The organism is Bacteroides sp. B1-V-101 (assembly GCF_023656585.1).
Taxonomy (GTDB): Bacteria; Bacteroidota; Bacteroidia; order Bacteroidales; family Bacteroidaceae; genus Bacteroides; species Bacteroides thetaiotaomicron.
The window spans coordinates 71,994-92,253 of sequence record NZ_JAMOKH010000019.1 but is presented as its reverse complement, the minus strand read 5'-3'; the positions used below and the strand labels follow the sequence as shown (position 1 = coordinate 92,253).

The 20,260-nt window shown below is 44.1% G+C and carries 15 protein-coding genes; 9 read left to right on the top strand and 6 right to left on the bottom strand.

All coding sequences use genetic code 11. The features are described from left to right. The first annotated feature begins 6 nt into the window (after positions 1-6). The 9 genes from NBH01_RS15350 to nfo all read left to right on the top strand — a co-directional run bounded on the left by NBH01_RS15350 (position 7) and on the right by nfo (position 14,852). The gene (locus tag NBH01_RS15350) at positions 7-1,680 is read left to right on the top strand and encodes a RagB/SusD family nutrient uptake outer membrane protein (protein ID WP_250700171.1); all 1,674 of its coding nucleotides are present in this window, start codon (positions 7-9) and stop codon (positions 1,678-1,680) included. A 184-nt stretch (positions 1,681-1,864) separates the two neighbouring features. Next, positions 1,865-3,169 (top strand): DUF4995 domain-containing protein, encoded by a 1,305-nt coding sequence (locus NBH01_RS15345; protein WP_250700170.1) that lies wholly within the window; start codon positions 1,865-1,867, stop codon positions 3,167-3,169. Positions 3,170-3,224: 55 nt separating this feature from the next. Next, positions 3,225-5,225 (top strand): heparin-sulfate lyase HepC, encoded by a 2,001-nt coding sequence (gene hepC / locus NBH01_RS15340; protein WP_118337309.1) that lies wholly within the window; start codon positions 3,225-3,227, stop codon positions 5,223-5,225. Between the two features lie 111 nt (positions 5,226-5,336). Then, the gene (locus NBH01_RS15335; protein WP_234133338.1) at positions 5,337-6,947 is read left to right on the top strand and encodes a sulfatase family protein; all 1,611 of its coding nucleotides are present in this window, start codon (positions 5,337-5,339) and stop codon (positions 6,945-6,947) included. A gap of 21 nt (positions 6,948-6,968) precedes the next feature. Then, positions 6,969-8,597, top strand: coding sequence for a PHP domain-containing protein (locus NBH01_RS15330; protein WP_250700169.1), 1,629 nt, complete (start codon positions 6,969-6,971; stop codon positions 8,595-8,597). 160 nt (positions 8,598-8,757) lie between these two features. Beyond that, a complete protein-coding gene (locus tag NBH01_RS15325; RefSeq protein ID WP_008766878.1) occupies positions 8,758-9,711 on the top strand; it encodes an ROK family protein in 954 nt (317 codons plus the stop codon). A 37-nt stretch (positions 9,712-9,748) separates the two neighbouring features. Then, complete coding sequence (locus NBH01_RS15320; RefSeq protein ID WP_008766879.1) at positions 9,749-11,014, top strand: sugar MFS transporter; 1,266 nt, start codon at positions 9,749-9,751, stop codon at positions 11,012-11,014. A 1-nt stretch (position 11,015) separates the two neighbouring features. Beyond that, positions 11,016-13,637 (top strand): DUF4962 domain-containing protein, encoded by a 2,622-nt coding sequence (locus NBH01_RS15315; RefSeq protein ID WP_170848636.1) that lies wholly within the window; start codon positions 11,016-11,018, stop codon positions 13,635-13,637. Between the two features lie 381 nt (positions 13,638-14,018). Further along, a complete protein-coding gene (gene nfo / locus NBH01_RS15310) occupies positions 14,019-14,852 on the top strand; it encodes a deoxyribonuclease IV (RefSeq protein ID WP_008766881.1) in 834 nt (277 codons plus the stop codon). A gap of 16 nt (positions 14,853-14,868) precedes the next feature. On the opposite strand, the gene NBH01_RS15305 is transcribed toward nfo, so the two are convergent. From NBH01_RS15305 to NBH01_RS15280, 6 genes are all read right to left on the bottom strand, one after another. Further along, positions 14,869-16,443, bottom strand: a complete 1,575-nt coding sequence (locus NBH01_RS15305) for a ClC family H(+)/Cl(-) exchange transporter (protein ID WP_008760366.1) — start codon at positions 16,441-16,443, stop codon at positions 14,869-14,871. A 315-nt stretch (positions 16,444-16,758) separates the two neighbouring features. Next, positions 16,759-17,343 (bottom strand): DUF4890 domain-containing protein, encoded by a 585-nt coding sequence (locus NBH01_RS15300; protein ID WP_008760365.1) that lies wholly within the window; start codon positions 17,341-17,343, stop codon positions 16,759-16,761. A 32-nt stretch (positions 17,344-17,375) separates the two neighbouring features. After that, positions 17,376-17,735: a hypothetical protein gene (locus tag NBH01_RS15295; protein WP_008760364.1), complete on the bottom strand. Its 360-nt coding sequence runs from the start codon at positions 17,733-17,735 to the stop codon at positions 17,376-17,378. Between the two features lie 4 nt (positions 17,736-17,739). Then, positions 17,740-18,276: an RNA polymerase sigma factor gene (locus NBH01_RS15290; protein WP_008760363.1), complete on the bottom strand. Its 537-nt coding sequence runs from the start codon at positions 18,274-18,276 to the stop codon at positions 17,740-17,742. A gap of 198 nt (positions 18,277-18,474) precedes the next feature. Then, complete coding sequence (locus NBH01_RS15285; protein WP_008766883.1) at positions 18,475-18,651, bottom strand: DUF4250 domain-containing protein; 177 nt, start codon at positions 18,649-18,651, stop codon at positions 18,475-18,477. A gap of 60 nt (positions 18,652-18,711) precedes the next feature. Beyond that, complete coding sequence (locus NBH01_RS15280; protein ID WP_225679156.1) at positions 18,712-20,253, bottom strand: carboxypeptidase-like regulatory domain-containing protein; 1,542 nt, start codon at positions 20,251-20,253, stop codon at positions 18,712-18,714. Positions 20,254-20,260: the final 7 nt, after the last annotated feature.

Here is a 20,260-nt window from a genome sequence, read left to right as displayed (position 1 = left end):
TATCACATGAAAAAAATAATATACTATATAGCAATGTCGGTAATGTGTTTGCTTCCTTTTTCTTGTTCACTTGAGGAAGAAACCAGAACTGAAGTAGAAAAGAAAAACTACATGAACAATGCGGAGGAAGCAAAAGACGTATTGCTTGGAGTTTATCGTACAAACACTTTAGATGCCATGTATGGATATTACTTATCCATACTCTTTAACCTGGGAACGGATATTTCACAAGTGGAAGGTAGCGGTAATGAAAATTTCCGTATCATTCCGACAAACTCATTCCCAACCACTCAGTCTGAAGTACAGCAAACATGGGCAGCACTTTATACCGGTATTTACAGAGCAAATGATTTTCTAGAACGTATCTCAAATAAAATAGGATCATATACTACAACTGACAAAAAACTCGCCACCTTATACATTGCGGAAGCGAGAGCTTTAAGAGGTATGTTCTACTTTGAATTAGTACGCCGATTTGGAAATGTTGTCTTAATGACAAGTACTCAGATGTCAAATCAGAATCCGGCTACATATGTACAATCAGCTCCAGAAAAGGTATACGAATACATAGAAGACGACTTGTTGTACGCTTGTGACATTTTACCATACGCGACAGATGACCAATATCGCGAAAGCAACGACTATCGTTTCTCAAAAGGAGCAGCATTAGGCTTATTGACCAAAGTTTATGCTACCTGGGCTGGCTATCCGGTAAAGGATGAATCCAAATGGGAAGCTGCTGCAAAAACCGCACGCATTTTGGTAGAATCCGGCAAACACGGACTGTTGAAAGATTACGAACAACTATGGAAGAATACCTGTAATGGCACTTGGGACCCGACTGAAAGTTTGATTGAAATATCATTTTACTCACCGACAGTATCAGGCAACAGTGATCCGGTAGGACGTATCGGTAAGTGGAACGGAGTTAAAACAACCGCTATTGCAGGTGTACGCGGAAGTTGTGCAGCTAACGTAAAAGTAGTTCATACATTTGTGCTTGACTGGAGAGAAGATGTATCGGATATCCGTCGTGATTTATCTATAGCCAACTACCAATATACTGACACAAAAAAATCTCTTTGGGTAGCCGGCGCCAGTGATACAGATGAAAGTGCAGCAGAGAAAGATGCTGATCCTACTAAAGCTCAGAAAAATAAGCAAAACTATACTCCTGCAAAATGGGATATTCAGAAGTATGTAACAACAAATAGTTTCATCAACAATGATAAATCTAATGTGAACTGGTATTTCTTACGCTATGCAGACGTATTATTGCTTTATGCAGAAGCATTAAACGAATGGAAACATGGTCCCGATGCTGAGGCATATAATGCAATCAATGCCGTACGTCGCCGCGGTTATGGCAATCCAAGTAACACAAACGCATGCGATCTGCCACAAGGACTCGATGAAACAAGTTTTCGTGAAGCAGTCCGCAAAGAACGCAGTTATGAATTATCATTTGAAGGACACCGTCGTCAAGACCTAATCCGTTGGGGTATTTATTATAAAACAGTGCAAGCGACCGCTAAAGAATTAGGTTATTGGTGGGAAGGTACAGGATCACCAAATTATTCAGTAGCCACTTATACAGAAGAAGGCAAACATGAGCTGTTCCCTATTCCACAACGAGACATGGACTTGTGCATCCAATTTAATCAAAATCCCAAATGGTAACTGAATAAAACTCTCTCCAATATGCCCGTGACACGGCATATTGGAGAATATTAAAATCATTTTCGACAAATTCAAAACTAGAAAAGCAGGTATTGAATGCCTTTTAAACAATCCTATCACATAATTTAAACCCATTCATCTACTTTTGCATCAGTTACAAAACTTCTAAAAACAATCACTTAAAATGAATAACATGAAAAAGAAACTTGTTCTCTTTGCTTCGGTTGCCATTGCACTTGCATCGTGCCAGACAACTCCAAAGGAAGACTACAGTTGGATTAAGAAAGGGCTGGATGTAGCTTCTGCCCAGTTACAACTTACAGCAGAAGAAATTGACGGAACCGGTAAGCTTCCACGTTCAATCCGCACCGGATATGACATGGATTTCCTCTGCCGCCAATTAGAAAGAGATCCTTCCACTTTTCAGGATTCACTTCGTCCGCAACCTACTGCCGAACAAATGGGCAAACGTCGTTTATGTGTAGTATACGACTGGACAAGCGGTTTCTTCCCCGGATCACTGTGGTACGCATACGAACTGACCGGAAATGATACACTGAAAGCGGATGCCATTCAATATACAAACCTGCTGAATCCGGTACGCTATTATAAAGGTACACATGATTTGGGATTTATGATCAACTGCAGCTACGGAAACGCTGAGCGTCTGGCTCCTAACGATACCATCAAAGCTGTCATGAAAGAAACTGCCGATAACCTGAGCGGACGTTTCAACGATTCAATCGGAGCCATCCGTTCATGGGACTTTGGCAGCTGGAACTTCCCGGTAATCATCGATAACATGATGAATCTGGACCTTCTGTTCACTGTAAGCAAATGGACAGGCGACAACAAATACAAGGATGTCGCTATCAAGCATGCTATCACTACGATGAAAAATCATTTCCGTCCTGACTATACTTGCTGGCATGTAGTAAGCTATAACAACGACGGCACAGTAGAACGCAAACAGACTCACCAGGGTAAAAACGACGATTCTTCATGGTCGCGCGGACAGGCTTGGGCTGTATACGGATACACTTCCTGCTACCGCGAAACAAATGACACTACCTTCCTGAACTTTGCCGTAAACATAGCCGACATGATCATGGAGCGCGTGAAAACAGACGATGCAATTCCTTACTGGGACTACGATGCTCCTGTCACCGAAGAGACTCCACGCGATGCTTCGGCTGCTGCTGTAACAGCCGCAGGATTCATTGAACTTAGCACAATGGTACCCGACGGAAAGAAATATCTGGATTATGCAGAAAAAATTCTGAAAAGCCTTTCAAGCGACGCATACCTTGCCAAAGTCGGCGAAAACCAGGGATTCATCTTAATGCACTCTGTCGGATCATTGCCTAACGGTTCTGAAATCGATACTCCGCTGAATTATGCTGACTACTACTATTTGGAAGCATTGAAGAGATTCATGGACTTGAAGAAGTTGAGATTGGAGAATGGAGAGGTGAGAGTTATTAAGTAACATAGCTGAGAAAATTCAAATCTAAATTGTAAATTGCAGAATAATAAATGATATCATGAATAAAACCCTGAAATATATCGTCCTGCTGACATTTGCTTGTTTCGTAGGCAAAGGCTATGCCCAAGAGTTGAAAAGCGAGGTATTCTCGCTTCTCAACCTGGACTACCCCGGATTGGAAAAAGTAAAAGCCTTACATCAGGAAGGCAAAGATGAGGATGCCGCAAAAGCATTGCTCGACTACTACCGTGCACGTACGAATGTGAAGACTCCGGATATTAATCTGAAAAAGATCACTATCGGCAAAGAAGAACAGCAATGGGCGGACGACGGATTGAAACATACATTCTTTGTTCACAAAGGTTACCAGCCTTCTTACAACTACGGAGAAGATATCAACTGGCAATACTGGCCGGTGAAAGACAATGAACTCCGCTGGCAGTTGCACCGTCATAAATGGTTTACTCCGATGGGTAAGGCATACCGTGTATCGGGTGACGAGAAATATGCCAAAGAATGGGCATACCAATACATCGACTGGATCAAAAAGAATCCGTTGGTGAAGATGGACAAGAAAGAATACGAACTGGTAAGTGACGGTAAGATTAAAGGCGAAGTGGAAAATGTGCGTTTCGCATGGCGTCCGCTGGAAGTAAGTAATCGTCTGCAGGATCAGACTACACAGTTCCAGTTGTTCCTCCCCTCTCCTTCTTTCACTCCGGGCTTCCTGACTGAATTTCTGGTGAACTATCATAAACATGCCGTACATATTCTGGCTAATTACTCTGATCAGGGTAATCACTTGTTGTTCGAAGCTCAGCGTATGATTTATGCAGGTGCATTCTTCCCGGAATTTAAAGAAGCTCCGGCCTGGAGAAAAAGCGGTATCGACATTCTGAACCGTGAAGTAAACGTACAGGTCTACAACGATGGCGGCCAGTTTGAACTTGACCCGCATTACCACCTCGCTGCTATCAATATCTTCTGCAAGGCACTGGGTATTGCGGATGTTAACGGATTCCGTAATGAATTCCCACAGGAATATCTGGATACTATCGAAAAGATGATCATGTTCTATGCTAATATTTCTTTCCCTGATTACACAAATCCGTGTTTCAGTGATGCTAAAATCACAGAAAAGAAAGAAATGCTGAAGAACTATCGTGAATGGAGCAAACTGTTCCCGAAAAACGAAACTATCAAGTATTTGGCAACAGACGGCAAAGAAGGTGCGTTACCCGATTATATGTCGAAAGGTTTCCTGAAGTCAGGTTTCTTTGTGTTCCGCAATTCCTGGGGAATGGATGCTACACAAATGGTAGTAAAAGCCGGTCCGAAAGGTTTCTGGCACTGTCAGCCGGATAACGGTACTTTCGAAATGTGGTTTAACGGCAAGAACCTGTTCCCAGACTCCGGTTCGTATGTATATGCAGGTGAAGGCGAAGTGATGGAACAACGCAACTGGCATCGTCAGACTTCCGTACACAACACCGTGACTCTGAACAATAAGAATCTGGAAACAACCGAATCTGTTACTAAACTGTGGCAGCCAGAAGGCAATATCCAAACCTTGGTTACAGAAAACCCAAGCTACAAGAACTTCAAGCACCGCCGTTCGGTCTTCTTCGTAGACAACACCTACTTTGTCATTGTAGATGAAGTATCAGGCAGCGCCAAAGGTTTTGTCAACCTGCACTATCAGATGCCGAAGGGAGAGATCGCCAACAGCCGTGAAGACATGACATTCCTGACTCAATTCGAAGATGGAAGCAACATGAAACTTCAATGCTTCGGCCCTGAAGGCATGAGCATGAAAAAAGAGCCGGGATGGTGTTCTACTGCATATCGCAAGCGCTACAAACGTATGAATGTTTCATTCAACGTAAAGAAAGACAATGAGAATGCGGTACGTTACATCACAATTATTTACCCAGTCAAGAAGAGCGCAGATGCCCCTAAATTTGACGCTAAGTTCAAGAACAAAACGTTCGATGAAAACGGACTGGAAGTCGAAGTGAAAGTAAACGGCAAGAAACAGTCATTAAAATATAAATTATAATCCAGTGACCAGCGAGGCACTGAGGCCAGACTTCCATGCGGATATATGCCCGCTACGGAAAAGGCCTCGGCTCCTCACTGGTCATTTTTATCATCAGATGTTATTTCTATCATGAAAAGCAACCCCTCTACCCTATTGCTTCCATTGGCAGCACTAAGCCTTGCTTCCTGTGCCAACCCCAAAAAAGAAGAAACCAAACGTCCGAACATCATCTTCATGATGACCGACGACCATACCACCCAAGCCATGTCCTGCTATGGTGGCAACCTCATCCAGACTCCCAATATGGACCGCATAGCCAATGAGGGTATCCGTTTTGACAATTGTTATGCAGTCAATGCCCTTTCCGGTCCTTCACGTGCCTGCATCCTCACCGGAAAATTCAGCCATGAGAACGGCTTTACCGATAATGCAAGCACCTTCAACGGCGATCAGCAGACATTCCCGAAACTACTTCAACAAGCCGGTTATCAGACTGCCATGATCGGTAAATGGCACCTTATCAGCGAACCGCAGGGATTTGACCACTGGAGCATACTCAGCGGCCAGCATGAGCAGGGCGACTACTACGACCCTGACTTTTGGGAAGACGGAAAGCACATCGTAGAGAAAGGATATGCAACAGATATTATCACCGACAAGGCAATCGATTTCCTCGAAAACCGCGACAAGAACAAACCTTTCTGCATGATGTATCATCAGAAAGCCCCCCACCGTAACTGGATGCCCGCCCCCCGCCATCTGGGTATATTCAACCATACTATTTTCCCCGAACCCGCAAACCTATTCGATGACTACGAAGGACGCGGAAAAGCGGCACGTGAACAAGATATGTCGATCGAGCATACGTTGACGAATGACTGGGACTTGAAACTGCTCACTCGCGAAGAAATGCTGAAAGATACGACAAACCGCCTGTATAGCGTTTATAAGCGCATGCCTGTAGAAGTACAGGACAAATGGGATTCCGCCTATGCACAGCGCATTGCCGAATACCGCAAAGGCGACCTGAAAGGCAAGGCATTAATCAGCTGGAAATACCAGCAATATATGCGCGATTATCTGGCTACCGTTTTGGCTGTAGACGAGAATATCGGTCGTCTGCTGAATTATCTCGAAAAGATCGGCGAACTGGACAATACCATTATTGTCTATACTTCCGACCAAGGATTCTTTCTGGGTGAACACGGCTGGTTTGACAAACGATTCATGTACGAAGAATGTCAGCGTATGCCGCTTATCATCCGTTATCCGAAGGCCATTAAAGCCGGAAGCACCAGCAGCGCCATCAGCATGAACGTAGACTTCGCCCCTACCTTCCTTGACTTTGCCGGTGTAGAAGTGCCATCTGATATTCAGGGAGCATCACTGAAACCTGTATTGGAAAACGAAGGCAAAACTCCTGCCGACTGGCGTAAAGCAGCCTACTATCATTATTATGAATATCCGGCAGAACACTCCGTAAAACGTCATTATGGCATTCGCACGCAGGACTTCAAACTGATTCATTTCTACAACGACATTGACGAATGGGAAATGTATGACATGAAAGCCGACCCAAGAGAAATGAACAATATCTTCGGGAAAGCGGAATATGCTGAGAAACAAAAAGAGTTGATGCAACTACTTGAAGAGACTCAAAAACAATATAAAGACAATGATCCCGATGAAAAAGAGACAGTGCTTTTCAAAGGAGACAGAAGAATGATGGAAAATCGATAAATAACCCAAAACAATGATATCATGGACAGAAGAAATTTTATAAAGAACACAGGCTGGTCCTTTTTAGGACTGGCAGCCTCCGGCAGCCTGCTCGGCTCTTGTGCAGCAGGAAGTAAAGAAGCCAAAAAGAAAATGCCATCGGCAAGTGACCTCAAAATGTACTGGGGAGACCTGCACAACCATTGTAACATCACATACGGACACGGCGATATGCGTGACGCTTTTGAAGCTGCGAAAGGACAGTTGGACTTTGTCAGTGTAACTCCCCACGCTATGTGGCCGGATATCCCCGGAGCAGACGACCCGCGTCTGAAGTGGGTAATCGACTACCATACCGGTGCTTTCAAACGTTTGCGCGAAGGCGGCTATGAGAAGTACGTAGCCATGACAAACGAATATAATAAAGAAGGAGAATTCCTCACTTTCGTAGGATATGAAGCACACAGTATGGAACATGGCGATCATGTTGCCTTGAACTACGATCTCGATGCACCGCTTGTAGAATGCACTTCCATCGAAGACTGGAAACAGAAAGCCAAAGGACACAAAGTATTTATCACTCCTCACCATATGGGCTATCAGGGTGGTTATCGCGGCTATAACTGGAAATGCTTTACCGAAGGAGACCAGACCCCGTTCGTAGAAATGTATTCCCGTCACGGTCTGGCCGAAAGCGATCAGGGTGACTATCCATACTTGCACGATATGGGCCCCCGCCAATGGGAAGGAACCATTCAATATGGTCTAGAACTGGGTAATAAATTCGGTATTATGGCTTCTACCGACCAACATTCGGGTTATCCGGGCAGTTATGGTGACGGCCGTATCGGTGTACTGGCTCCGTCATTAACCCGCGACGCTATATGGGAAGCACTTCGGACCCGCCACGTATGCGCCGCAACCGGCGATAAGATTTTGATTGACTTCCGCCTCAACGATGCTTTCATGGGTGACGTAGTGCGTGGCAACAGCCGCCGCATTTATCTGAATGTTACCGGAGAAAGTTGCATCGACTATGTGGATATCGTCAAGAACGGTCAGATTCTGGCCCGCATGAATGGTCCGTTGACTCCGGTTGCCCCCGAAGGTGATACTGTCCGCTGCAAAGTGAAAGTAGATTTCGGATGGAACCGTGAAGAGCAGTATGTACACTGGCAAGGTAAATTGTCTGTAGACAAAGGACGCATTCTGAGCGTCACTCCATGTTTCCGCGGTGCGGCCTTCACTTCTCCGCAAGAAGGAGAAACAGAATTCCACACTCACGTAAACCGCATTGTATCCGCAAGCGAAAAAGAAACCGAACTGGATATGTACAGCAGCAAGAATCCGAATACGACTACCGCTGCCATGCAGGCTGTCATCCTCGAAGTAGAGATGCCAAAAGACGGAAAAGTGATTGCTGATTTCAACGGCAAGAAGTTTGAACACACATTGGGCGAATTGCTCGAAGGCTCACGTTCGCACTTCATGATCGGCTGGCTGAGCGAAGCGATTCTCTTCAATCGTGCTATGCCCGAAAGCTGTTTCACTGTGGAACACTATATGGAAGATAAAGAGCCTCAGCGTGATACAGATTACTACTACGTGCGTGTTCGCCAGCGTGACGGGCAATGGGCATGGAGTTCACCTATCTGGGCAGAAAGAGTATAAACTGGTATATGAAAGAAAACAGTTGCTTTGCTTGTGCCAAGCCGTTGGCACAGTTGTGTCAAGCTGTTGGCACTGCTATGCCAAGCCTTTGGCACAAGCGTGCCAATACGGTGGCACAAGCATGGCACAGTATAAACGAATTTAAAACATACCTAGTTATATGGAAAAAGAATACGCTATAGGAATTGATCTTGGCGGGACTTCTGTGAAATACGCTCTTATTGATAATAATGGCGTATTTCACTTTCAAGGGAAGCTACCGTCGAATGCCGACGTATCAGCCGAAGCTGTCATCGGGCAATTAGTCAAGGCAGTCAATGAAGTGAAAACCTTTGCCGAAGCAAAGGAATATACGATAGCCGGTATCGGGATAGGGACACCGGGAATTGTCGATTGTACGAATCGTATCGTATTGGGAGGTGCGGAGAATATTCAAGGCTGGGAAAATCTGAAACTGGCAGACCGGATGGAAAAAGAGACCGGACTTCCTACCCAACTGGGAAATGACGCTAATCTGATGGGACTCGGCGAAACGATGTACGGAGCCGGAAACGGAGCCACTCATGTGGTCTTTCTGACTGTAGGAACCGGTATCGGTGGCGCAGTCATAATTGACGGCAAACTGTTTAACGGATACGCCAATAGAGGTACTGAATTGGGACATGTCCCCTTGATAGCTAATGGTGAACCTTGCGCCTGCGGTTCAATAGGATGCCTTGAACATTATGCTTCCACTGCCGCACTGGTCCGTCGTTTCAGCAAACGGATAGCCGAAGCCGGCATCTCTTATCCGAATGAAGAAATAAACGGAGAATTGATCGTCCGTCTCTATAAACAAGGAGATAAGATTGCGGCTGAGTCGCTGAACGAACATTGTGATTTCCTCGGTCACGGCATTGCCGGATTTATTAATATCTTCAGCCCTCAAAGAGTCGTTATCGGCGGAGGACTGTCCGAAGCCGGAGACTTTTATATTCAGAAAGTAAGTGAGAAAGCCCTTCGCTATGCCATCCCCGACTGTGCCGTGAACACGGAAATCATGGCGGCCTCTTTAGGCAACAAAGCCGGAAGTATCGGTGCCGCCTCCCTCTTTTTAAATAGAAAACCGAATTAAATGAAGAGCAGAAAACCTTCTCAACTTATTTAAGATTATGAAGAAAAATCTAGGAATGCTGGCGCTGATTATGGCGTTCTGGTTCACTATCTCGTTTATTACCAATATTCTGGGACCGCTTATTCCGGACATTATCCACAATTTCAATCTGAGCGATCTTGCGATGGCGGGGTTTATCCCGACTTCCTTCTTTCTGGCTTACGCCATTATGTCCATCCCTGCCGGACTACTGATCGACCGTTTCGGTGAAAAGCCTGTCTTGTTCTGTGGATTCCTGATGCCGTTTATCGGAACCATCCTGTTCGCCTGTATGCATACTTATCCGATGTTGCTAGCTTCATCTTTCATCATCGGTCTGGGAATGGCAATGCTGCAAACCGTGCTGAATCCGCTCCAACGTACTGTAGGAGGAGAAGAAAACTATGCTTTCATCGCTGAACTGGCACAATTTATGTTCGGTATCGCCTCCTTCCTAAGCCCGTTGGCATATACTTATCTGATTCGGGAACTTGATCCTGCCACTTATACAGCAGGAAAAAGCCTTATCCTTGACTTGCTGGCGGATATGACGCCACAAGATATGCCTTGGGTATCTCTCTACTGGGTATTTACCTTATTGTTGCTGGTGATGCTGATTGCCGTCGGCGTTTCGCATTTCCCGAAGATTGAACTGAAAGAAGATGAGAAAAGCGGATCGAAAGATTCCTACCTCGCCCTGTTCAAGCAGAAATATGTATGGTTGTTCTTTCTGGGAATCTTCTGCTATGTCAGTACGGAACAAGGAACCTCTATCTTCATGAGTACCTTCCTCGAACAATATCACGGTGTAAACCCGCAGACGGAAGGTGCGCAGGCAGTCAGCTACTTCTGGGGACTGATGACGGCAGGCTGTCTGGTCGGAATGATTCTTCTGAAACTGATTGACAGCAAACGCCTGCTACAGGTTTCGGGGGTATTGACGATAGTGCTGTTACTAGCCGCTTTATTCGGAAGCAAGGATGTTTCGCTAATCGCCTTTCCTGCTATCGGATTCAGTATTTCCATGATGTACTCTATCGTCTTCTCATTGGCGCTGAACTCGGCTTCACAGCATCACGGCTCATTTGCCGGAATTTTATGTTCGGCTATCGTGGGTGGAGCAGGCGGGCCGATGATTGTGAGTACATTGGCAGATGCTACGTCCTTGCGTACAGGTATGCTGTCTATCCTGCTCTTTGTGGGATATATCACCTTCATCGGTTTCTGGGCACGTCCGCTGATCAACAACAAGACAATCAGTCTAAAAGAACTCTTAAAAAAATAAGATGATGAAACAACGATATTATATTTTCCTGTTATTTGTAGCTATGCTTTCCTATAGTGGATATGCGCAGAAAAGCATCCTGCGTCTGAGTCAGCAGACGCTGATGCATGAAGTCCGCGAAACACCTTCTCCACTAGACGGTCAGCACATAGCAGTCAATCCGCCGCGTTTCATGTGGCCGGATAAGTTCCCCCACCTCGGACCTGTGCTTGACGGAGTGGAAGAAGAAAATCACAAACCGGAAGTGACATACCGCATCCGTATCGCACGTGATCCTGAGTTTAAATCGGAAGTAATGACCGCCGAAAGAAACTGGGCTTTCTTCAATCCTTTCAAACTCTTTGAAAAAGGGAAATGGTATTGGCAGCACGCCTACCTTGATAAGGACGGCAAAGAAGAATGGTCGCCCGTCTATCATTTCTATGTGGACGAGCAGACACGTACGTTCAATCCTCCCTCCTTGCAAGAAGTGCTGGCGAAGTTCTCTCAAAGCCATCCCCGTATCCTGCTCGCTGCCAAAGACTGGGATCAGATCATCGAGCGGAACAAGAATAATCCGGAAGCGCAGCTCTATATTCAGAAAGCAAGGAAATGCCTCAATCATCCATTGAAACATCTGGAAGAGGAAATCGATACCACCCAAGTAGTCAAATTGACGAACATCGTACAATATCGCTCGGCATTGATTCGGGAAAGCCGCAAGATAGTAGACCGCGAAGAAGCGAACATAGAAGCTATGGTACGCGCTTATCTGCTGACGAAAGACGAAGTGTACTACAAAGAAGGTATCAAACGTCTTTCCGAAATTCTTTCGTGGAAAGACAGTAAGTACTTCGCAGGAGATTTCAACCGCTCCACGATTCTGTCCATGAGTACTTCCGCTTATGATGCATGGTACAATCTGTTAACGCCTGCCGAGAAACAGTTGCTTCTCGAAACGATCAGCGAAAACGCCCATAAGTTTTATCATGAATATGTGAATCATCTGGAAAACCGTATTGCCGACAATCATGTATGGCAGATGACTTTCCGTATTCTGAATATGGCAGCTTTTGCTACATACGGTGAATTGCCGATGGCTTCCACTTGGGTAGATTATTGCTATAACGAATGGGTATCCCGTCTGCCGGGACTCAACACCGACGGAGGATGGCACAACGGTGACTCTTATTTCCATGTCAACCTTCGTACATTGATCGAAGTTCCCGCTTTCTATTCACGTATCAGCGGTTTCGATTTCTTTGCCGATCCCTGGTATAACAACAATGCGCTCTATGTAATCTATCATCAGCCTCCGTTCTCCAAATCTGCGGGACACGGTAACTCCCATGAAACGAAAATGAAACCGAACGGGACACGGGTCGGCTATGCGGATGCTTTAGCACGTGAATGCAATAATCCGTGGGCAGCCGCCTACGCACGTACCATTCTAGAGAAAGAACCGGATATCATGAAAAAGTCTTTTCTTGGAAAAGCAGGTGATCTGACCTGGTATCGCTGCATTACTGACAAGGCACTCCCGAAAGAAGAACACTCATTGGCAGAGTTGCCGATGACGAAAGTATTTAATGAAACGGGAATTGCTACGATGCATACTTCGTTGGGGGATATAGAAAAGAACGCAATGTTGTCATTCCGTTCCAGTCCATACGGTTCAACTTCGCACGCATTGGCCAATCAGAATGCATTTAATACCTTCTATGGCGGCAAGGCGATCTTCTATAGCAGCGGACATCGTACCGGTTTTACCGATGACCATTGTATGTATTCCTATCGAAACACCCGTGCACACAACAGTATTCTGGTCAATGGAATGACTCAGACTATCGGGACGGAAGGTTACGGATGGATTCCCCGTTGGTATGAAGGAGAAAAGATTTCGTATATGGTGGGAGACGCTTCCAATGCTTACGGAAAGATCACAGCTCCTATCTGGTTGAAACGTGGTGAACTTTCCGGCACGCAGTACACTCCCGAAAAGGGATGGGATGAGAACAAACTGAAGATGTTCCGTCGGCACATCATTCAATTAGGCAATACGGGAGTGTATGTGATTTATGATGAACTGGAAGGAAAAGAAGCGGTCACATGGAGCTATCTGCTGCATACGGTAGAACTTCCGATGGAAATGCAGGAACTTCCTGATGAAGTGAAAGTTACGGGAAAGAATAAGGATGGAGGCATCTCTGTTGCTCATCTTTTCAGTTCGGCAAAGACGGAACAGGCCATCGTAGATACCTTCTTCTGCGCTCCAACCAACTGGAAGAATGTAACCAATGCCCTGGGAAAAGCTGTGAAGTATCCCAATCACTGGCATTTTTCGTCTACTACCATTCCATGTAAAACTGCCCGTTTCCTCACCGTTATGGATACACATGGAAATAACCGTGCGGATATGAAAGTGGTTCGCCAAGGCAATACCGTACAAGTAGGCGACTGGATTATTACCTGCAATCTGACGGAGAAAGGGAAAGCGGCAATCAGCGTCACCCATCAAGCGGAAAAGGTTTCTTTGAAATACGATGCCGGCAAGAAGGAAGGTGCGACTATCATCACAGATCAAGTACAAGGGAAACAGGTCAATAAGGTTCTGACTGACTATTTACCGGATTTTGAGATATAATTTCTCAATTCTGGCACACAATATGGAGCTATTCAATGGTTATTATAAACTTACGAATAGCTCCTTTCTTTTATTGTCTTTTATTGAAGGTGACAATGCTTATTATGCCACATTTCAAGCATTAATAATGTCCATGACAGGTATTAATATCTGACTTTTCAGGTATTAACAGTTGACATCTCAGATATTAACATCTGACAACTCAACCATTAATACCTGAGATGTGGGATATAAAAAGACAGTAGATCACTGTACCTTTATCATAATGAGCATTGAGTTTACTACTAAAAAATTGTATCTTTGCCTATGTTGGTACTCTACGCAAACATTGAAACCTGCATAAATGTTATATCAACAGATAAAATTTAAATAGAATAAAAGATGAAATACATTGGAGCACATGTAAGCGCATCCGGCGGCGTAGAATTCGCCCCTGTCAATGCACATGAGATTGGAGCAAATGCCTTTGCCCTGTTTACTAAAAATCAACGTCAATGGGTGAGTAAACCATTGACAGAAGAAAACATCCGTCTTTTCAAAGAAAATTGCACTAAGTACAATTTCCAAACAGACTATATTTTACCGCATGACAGTTACCTTATTAATTTGGGACACCCCGAAGAAGAAGGATTGGAGAAAAGTCGAGCTGCCTTTTTAGATGAGATGCAACGCTGCGAACAATTAGGACTGAAACTTCTCAATTTCCATCCCGGCAGCCATCTGAATAAAATCTCCATAGAGGATTGTCTCGCACTCATTGCAGAAAGTATCAACCTGACTTTGGAGAAGACTAAAGGAGTAACGGCCGTTATTGAAAATACTGCGGGGCAAGGCAGTAATTTAGGAAGTGAATTCTGGCAATTAAGATATATCATCGACCGGGTGAATGATAAAAGCCGTGTAGGTATTTGCCTGGATACTTGCCATACATATACAGCGGGATATGACATAGTGAATGATTACGATAAAGTCTTTGACGAATTTGAAAAAGAAGTAGGTTTCGAGTATCTGCGTGGTATGCACCTGAATGATTCTAAAAAAGAATTAGGCAGTCATGTTGACCGTCACGATAACATAGGCCAGGGACTGATCGGGAGTGCATTCTTTGAAAGATTAATGAAAGATTCAAGATTCGATAATATGCCACTTATTCTTGAAACACCCGATGAAAGCAAGTGGGCAGAAGAAATTGCATGGTTGAGAAGCGTTGAATAAACGCTTCACTTCTTTTTTAATAAATATTCGCCATACTGACTAACGGCTCATAGAGTTTCTCGATATCCTGCGAGTCCATTTCTATCTGCACCTGATCCCCCGGCATCAGTTTCTGCCCTTTGGGAGGCCAGTTTTTCCGGTCACGATGAACATTAATAATAATACAACGTTCCGGCAGGCGAAGTTCATCCACGATTTTACCATCCAGGTAAGAACCGCTCATGACCTCTACCGATAAAGTGTAGCGGGCCTCTTCTTTAAACGCAGGAGAATTAATCATATCATCATATAAAATCACATTGAAAGGTTTTATCTGAAGCATTTCCGTGAAATAGTAAGTCAGTCCTCCCACTACAATAGAAGGATAAAAGACTTCCAGATGTCCCGTAATCTCAGTAATCAGCACAATAGCGGTGAGAGGTGTACGTATGACCGCAACCAGAAAAGCAGACATACAGATCAACATGATATAACTGATATTTTCATAAGCAATCACTCCTTGCTGAACCAGAATCAATGCAACTATTTGCCCTAAAAGCCCTCCTGTCACTAATGTAGGAATGAAACTTCCTCCCGGCAGTCCTGACGAAAAAGAAAAGGTACTGAATACAAAATGCAACAACATCATACCGACAATCCAAAGAATATGGGTATCGGGATGCATGGCCTGTGCCAACAGAAACTGTTCCCCACCTCCTGTCAGATTGACTTCTGCCATAGAGATGAGATAAGCAATAAAGAGCAGATATAGCATTTTTACGTATTCCGGATGCTTGATGGCCGGATAGATACGTTTGACCTGAAGCGTAGTGACAGAAAAGAACTTTCCGAAAACAGAAACCACAGCCGCCAAAAGAAGAAACAACTTTACCTGTGACCAGAAAGTCATTCCCGGTACAATCGCATCAATCTGAAAATACGGATTGATAGGAAAAAGCCAACTGGCGACTCCTCCGGCAACGACTCCTGCCAGCAAGGTAGTAATCGCCGTCTTTGGCGCATCAAACCGTTCAATAGATTCTATAACCAGCAATGAGGAAGCCAACGGAGCAGCAAAAGCAGCCGCCAACCCGGCACCGGCACCCGCCGCCAACAATTGTTTCCGCTCGCCGGCAAGCACTCTCCCCCATTTAGAAACCAGACATCCTACATACGAACCGATCTGCACCGAAGGTCCTTCACGTCCCAAAGACAAACCGGTGCTTAGCGCAAGTATTCCTCCCACAAACTTGGCAATCACCTCAATGAAAGGATGTTTATACGCAACTCTTCCATTGATAACTCCACGTGTTTGTGGAATACCTCCTCCTGTGATCAACGGCATCTTTTTCACCAGCCAGGAGACAAATATAAGAATCCCCCACATTAACAGAAAAAGAGGAAGGTACCAATACCATTTAGGATGAGAATCAAAGAAGTCATGGCGAAGATTGAAGAAGAACTGAAGCAGGTAATGATAAGGCACAGCAATAAGCCCCGTCAGTAACCCGACGAAGATACTGACAAAGTAAAGCCGCGCATCAATCAATTTGAGTTTGAAGATACGCCAACGTCCTCTGTCCTTTAATTTTTTAATCAGTCGAAACTCCATTCAGCAAGGTTTTCATTGTTTTCGCATGGATACAACAATTAATACCCCGCAGAGGTTTCAGACTGATAAATATTTAATCAGCTTTATCCTTCCAGCAGATTCAGACGCAGAATACCATGTATCATGAGTCAGCATCAACTACACGTCCGGCAAAGCTCTCTTTGCCGGACTGTGCATAGGCTGCCAAAACTTATCAGTAACAAGACACAATGAATAATCAACGATACTGAAAAGAATAGATATATCTGCCTATGCCCAATTTGTGTTGACTTTAGTAAAATAAAACACTATAATAAATAATACCTAATCCATTATCTACTTTTGAGTTTGATGAGGGGTATGCTGTCTTTGTCTCTGGCGGTCTTGTCCGGGTTTGTGACCTTGTCCCGGTTTCTGTCCTTTTCTACGGTCAAACTCTTTTCTGAATTTATTCATATTGCTCTTTTCCTGCTGATAAATCTTCATGATCTGCTTTTGAGACAGAATCTTGCTGAACTCATTATAATACTTCTCACGGATGTCCAGCATCTTACGACTCTGCGCAAACTGATCTTTCAACATTTTAGCGATTTCCGCATCTGTCATAACCGGTTTTGGAGTTTCTTTGGCAGTATTGGCTTCCGTACCTTGAGCTGCATCTTTTCTCGCTCTGGGTTTGAAGTTCATCATACGACACTCACGAAGTTCTTTCAGATACTTCTCGTATATCGGAGTAAACTTGGCTGCCGTTGCATCATCCAGCATGAGCGCTCTCACCATCTGATTGGTCTGCATCTGCATCATCTGCTCCGGTGTAGGATGCTGTTTTCTTTCTTTGTTTTCTTTATTCTGTGCAGAAAGGGTCATCTGGCTTCCCAAAAATAAAGCCATCAACACTACATAAATAAACTTAGTCTTCATAATCTTCACGTTTTAATAATTAATTGAGTTATTCAGTTTAAAAATATATCGTTTTCAGAGAAGCTGACGAGCTCTTCCAACTCCTCATCTGACAATTCCTTAATCCATTTATCTACCGGATCTGTAGTTACATTATTTTTATCGACAGCCAATATATTTGAAGTAGATGGTGTGTCGGTATTCATATAGCGGAGAGACGGCGTAAACAAAATCCCGGCCAATACTGCTGCTACAGCAATCACAGTAGGAATAATCCTTTTCAGCCGACGCTTCTTGCGTTGCTCGTCAACCGTACGTTCCAATATCTTACGCTGTGTCTCCTCAAAAAAGTTATCGGGAGTGCGATAAGGTGTCCGCTTACCAATATTGTCAAAATCAAAATCCTTATCCATGATGTTACCTGTTTAATATATATTCCTTTATCTTATCTTTCGCATAGTGATAATTCACTTTCAGTGTCTCAACCTTACTATCCAGAACACGAGCGATATCTTCATATTCCAGTTCATCGTAATAGCGCAAGTTGAAAACGATCCGCTGCTTTTCCGGCAAAGTCAATATAGCTTCCTGAAACTTTACAGCCAGTTCATCTTCGTAGTCGACATAGTCAGAAGCTTTCAGTTTACTCATCAGTTCTTCCTGAACATCTTCCGCTGATATTACTTCTTCTTTACGGCTATTCAATAACCGAAGACACTCATTCGTTGCAATTCTGTAGATCCATGTACTCAGCGAACTTTCATTCCGGAACTGATCCAAATGGCGGAATACACGAATGAAGACTTCTTGCAGCACATCTTCCGCATCTTCGTGAGACACTACCATTCTCCGGATATAATTATATATCGGTTCCTGAAAACTGTCCACCAGCAACCTGAATCCCCGCTCGCGATCTGAGGAGCAAGCTTTTCGGATTTTATCTTCGTTTATCATCTATTATTTCTGAGCTTTGGTTATTAGAACGCCGAAAAGGAACGAAGTTAAATGCACAAGAGCCGATTTTACATTTATTAATAGAAAAGAGGAAATATGACATTGGCATACAAGGAATAAAAAAACGCCTCCATAATCTTTTTCAAGACCATGGAGGCGCTGTTAACTCTTTATATACAAGCCGAAGTTGACTGAAAATCACCAGAACTTATTATGTTCCGCACTATATTCAAAACCTGCAGCTTTCAACTGACTGACAATATCTTCTCTGCTTACATCCATATCTTCGCAAAGCTCATCTAGCGAAGAATAACAGTCACGCAACTTCATATTGATGACACTGAACAGCACCATCGGATCTTTAGGCAATTCCATATTCTACAATCTTTTAAACCGCCGCAAAGTTACAGCAATCCCGGTGAATGGCAAAACAAATCAAGGGCCGATTTCTTCTATTTTCAAAGAGATTCTTTCAATCAGCTTACCAAGCTCCTCTTCCAGAGGTATCACATTAAAATCCCTCCAGAAGTCTTCATCATATTTGAAATTCAGATCAGAGAAGATAGTACGCGTCGGTAATCTTTCTGCCCGCGGGAATGCAGTCACTTGTTCCGTATCCACTTTGCAAGTGATCATTTCAAACCAGATCTGCATCTGCGGACTAGCAGACAGCAACCGTCGCCGTTTCACCTTGAAAGAAAGGTCTCCACGGATATGATGAATATAATAGATACCTTGCCATGGTTTGTAGGAAATAGTATAAACCACCTTTTGCGGTATTATCTGAATGCCATGCGTGCGCCTTTCTACAAACATTTCCGACGCTTTCTTTACACGCTGGGGATCTACCTCAAAACGAGCTTGTAACAAGGCATTCGTCTCGGCATCAATATACAAATCTCCGCAATAGAGAGGCTCGATAATCTCCTTCTTTTGTGCAAAGTGTATGACATTCACACATCGGTCGTCTATGAATGTCACTCCCTGCAAAGTATACAGATAACCGTTATCACCTGCGTCAGGTATCAGGAATGAAGGCATATCCTTCATTATATCCATCTGAAAACACGCCTGAATGCCGGACTTCACCTTTACAAGCAGACTGTCTTTAGCTTCGACATTACTCAGCCGGCTCATCTTCAACAGCTTCGCCTGATCGGAAACGGGAGAATGCGAAGCGATCTTATAAACTTTGAAAACTGCTTCAGTAAGATTCTGAACCTTATTTTTCAATAAAACCCCTTCACGGTAAAATGTGGTCAGGTAGGCAGGAGAATGAGAATAGTTCTGCTCTCTTTGCCTTCCCATTTCTTTCAGCAGCTTATAAGGATCAACCCATTGAACCACTACTTCCTGCAAAGGAACAACCTTTGGTTCCAAGCTCAGAATATGATGGCCACCTGCCAAAACTGAAACTTCCAGAGTTTGTGATACATATCCTATATGAGAAAAAACAACCGAATCGTTTTGCAAAGAATCCGGTAAGGAAAGTCTGAACTCTCCTTCCTGATTAGTAACAATCCCCACAGATGTCCTCCGGACTCCAACGGATGCAGAAGCGACAGGCATTCCGGTTTCCTTATCCAGTAAAGTTCCGGTAAGCATGAGATTTACAGGGCGAACGGATGAAGTTTTCACCTGTTGCTGTTTGATTGGCGAAGAAGAAGTTATCAGAATATGAGTCCCTATTACTTTAAATTCCAGGCTGGTATCTCCTGTTATCTCATAAATAGCCTGACGAATGGTTCGCTCTCCTTTCCGTACCTTCACCGTTACATCATTGTCTACAACTTTACTGTCATAGATAAACAGATAACCTGACTGCTGAGAAATATTGCCTAACAATGAATAGACCGTTCCTTTCATCTTCGGCAGACTGATCATACGCTCCAGCACATCTTCTCCGTCAGCTCTCAACGTATCCGGTACGATAAAGAACAAACACAGAATCACCATATAGCGATAAACCAGCCTCATCTCACTC

What these genes read in the sequence shown, in the direction of transcription:
- NBH01_RS15280 (WP_225679156.1), bottom strand. Translation starts at nt 20,253, where the DNA reads ATGAGGCTGGTTTATCGCTATATGGTGATTCTGTGTTTGTTCTTTATC.
- NBH01_RS15350 (WP_250700171.1), top strand. Translation starts at nt 7, where the DNA reads ATGAAAAAAATAATATACTATATAGCAATGTCGGTAATGTGTTTGCTT.
- NBH01_RS15325 (WP_008766878.1), top strand. Translation starts at nt 8,758, where the DNA reads ATGGAAAAAGAATACGCTATAGGAATTGATCTTGGCGGGACTTCTGTG.
- nfo (WP_008766881.1), top strand. Translation starts at nt 14,019, where the DNA reads ATGAAATACATTGGAGCACATGTAAGCGCATCCGGCGGCGTAGAATTC.
- NBH01_RS15290 (WP_008760363.1), bottom strand. Translation starts at nt 18,276, where the DNA reads ATGATAAACGAAGATAAAATCCGAAAAGCTTGCTCCTCAGATCGCGAG.
- NBH01_RS15285 (WP_008766883.1), bottom strand. Translation starts at nt 18,651, where the DNA reads ATGGAATTGCCTAAAGATCCGATGGTGCTGTTCAGTGTCATCAATATG.
- hepC (WP_118337309.1), top strand. Translation starts at nt 3,225, where the DNA reads ATGAATAAAACCCTGAAATATATCGTCCTGCTGACATTTGCTTGTTTC.
- NBH01_RS15335 (WP_234133338.1), top strand. Translation starts at nt 5,337, where the DNA reads ATGAAAAGCAACCCCTCTACCCTATTGCTTCCATTGGCAGCACTAAGC.
- NBH01_RS15300 (WP_008760365.1), bottom strand. Translation starts at nt 17,343, where the DNA reads ATGAAGACTAAGTTTATTTATGTAGTGTTGATGGCTTTATTTTTGGGA.
- NBH01_RS15320 (WP_008766879.1), top strand. Translation starts at nt 9,749, where the DNA reads ATGAAGAAAAATCTAGGAATGCTGGCGCTGATTATGGCGTTCTGGTTC.
- NBH01_RS15315 (WP_170848636.1), top strand. Translation starts at nt 11,016, where the DNA reads ATGATGAAACAACGATATTATATTTTCCTGTTATTTGTAGCTATGCTT.
- NBH01_RS15345 (WP_250700170.1), top strand. Translation starts at nt 1,865, where the DNA reads ATGAATAACATGAAAAAGAAACTTGTTCTCTTTGCTTCGGTTGCCATT.
- NBH01_RS15330 (WP_250700169.1), top strand. Translation starts at nt 6,969, where the DNA reads ATGGACAGAAGAAATTTTATAAAGAACACAGGCTGGTCCTTTTTAGGA.
- NBH01_RS15295 (WP_008760364.1), bottom strand. Translation starts at nt 17,735, where the DNA reads ATGGATAAGGATTTTGATTTTGACAATATTGGTAAGCGGACACCTTAT.
- NBH01_RS15305 (WP_008760366.1), bottom strand. Translation starts at nt 16,443, where the DNA reads ATGGAGTTTCGACTGATTAAAAAATTAAAGGACAGAGGACGTTGGCGT.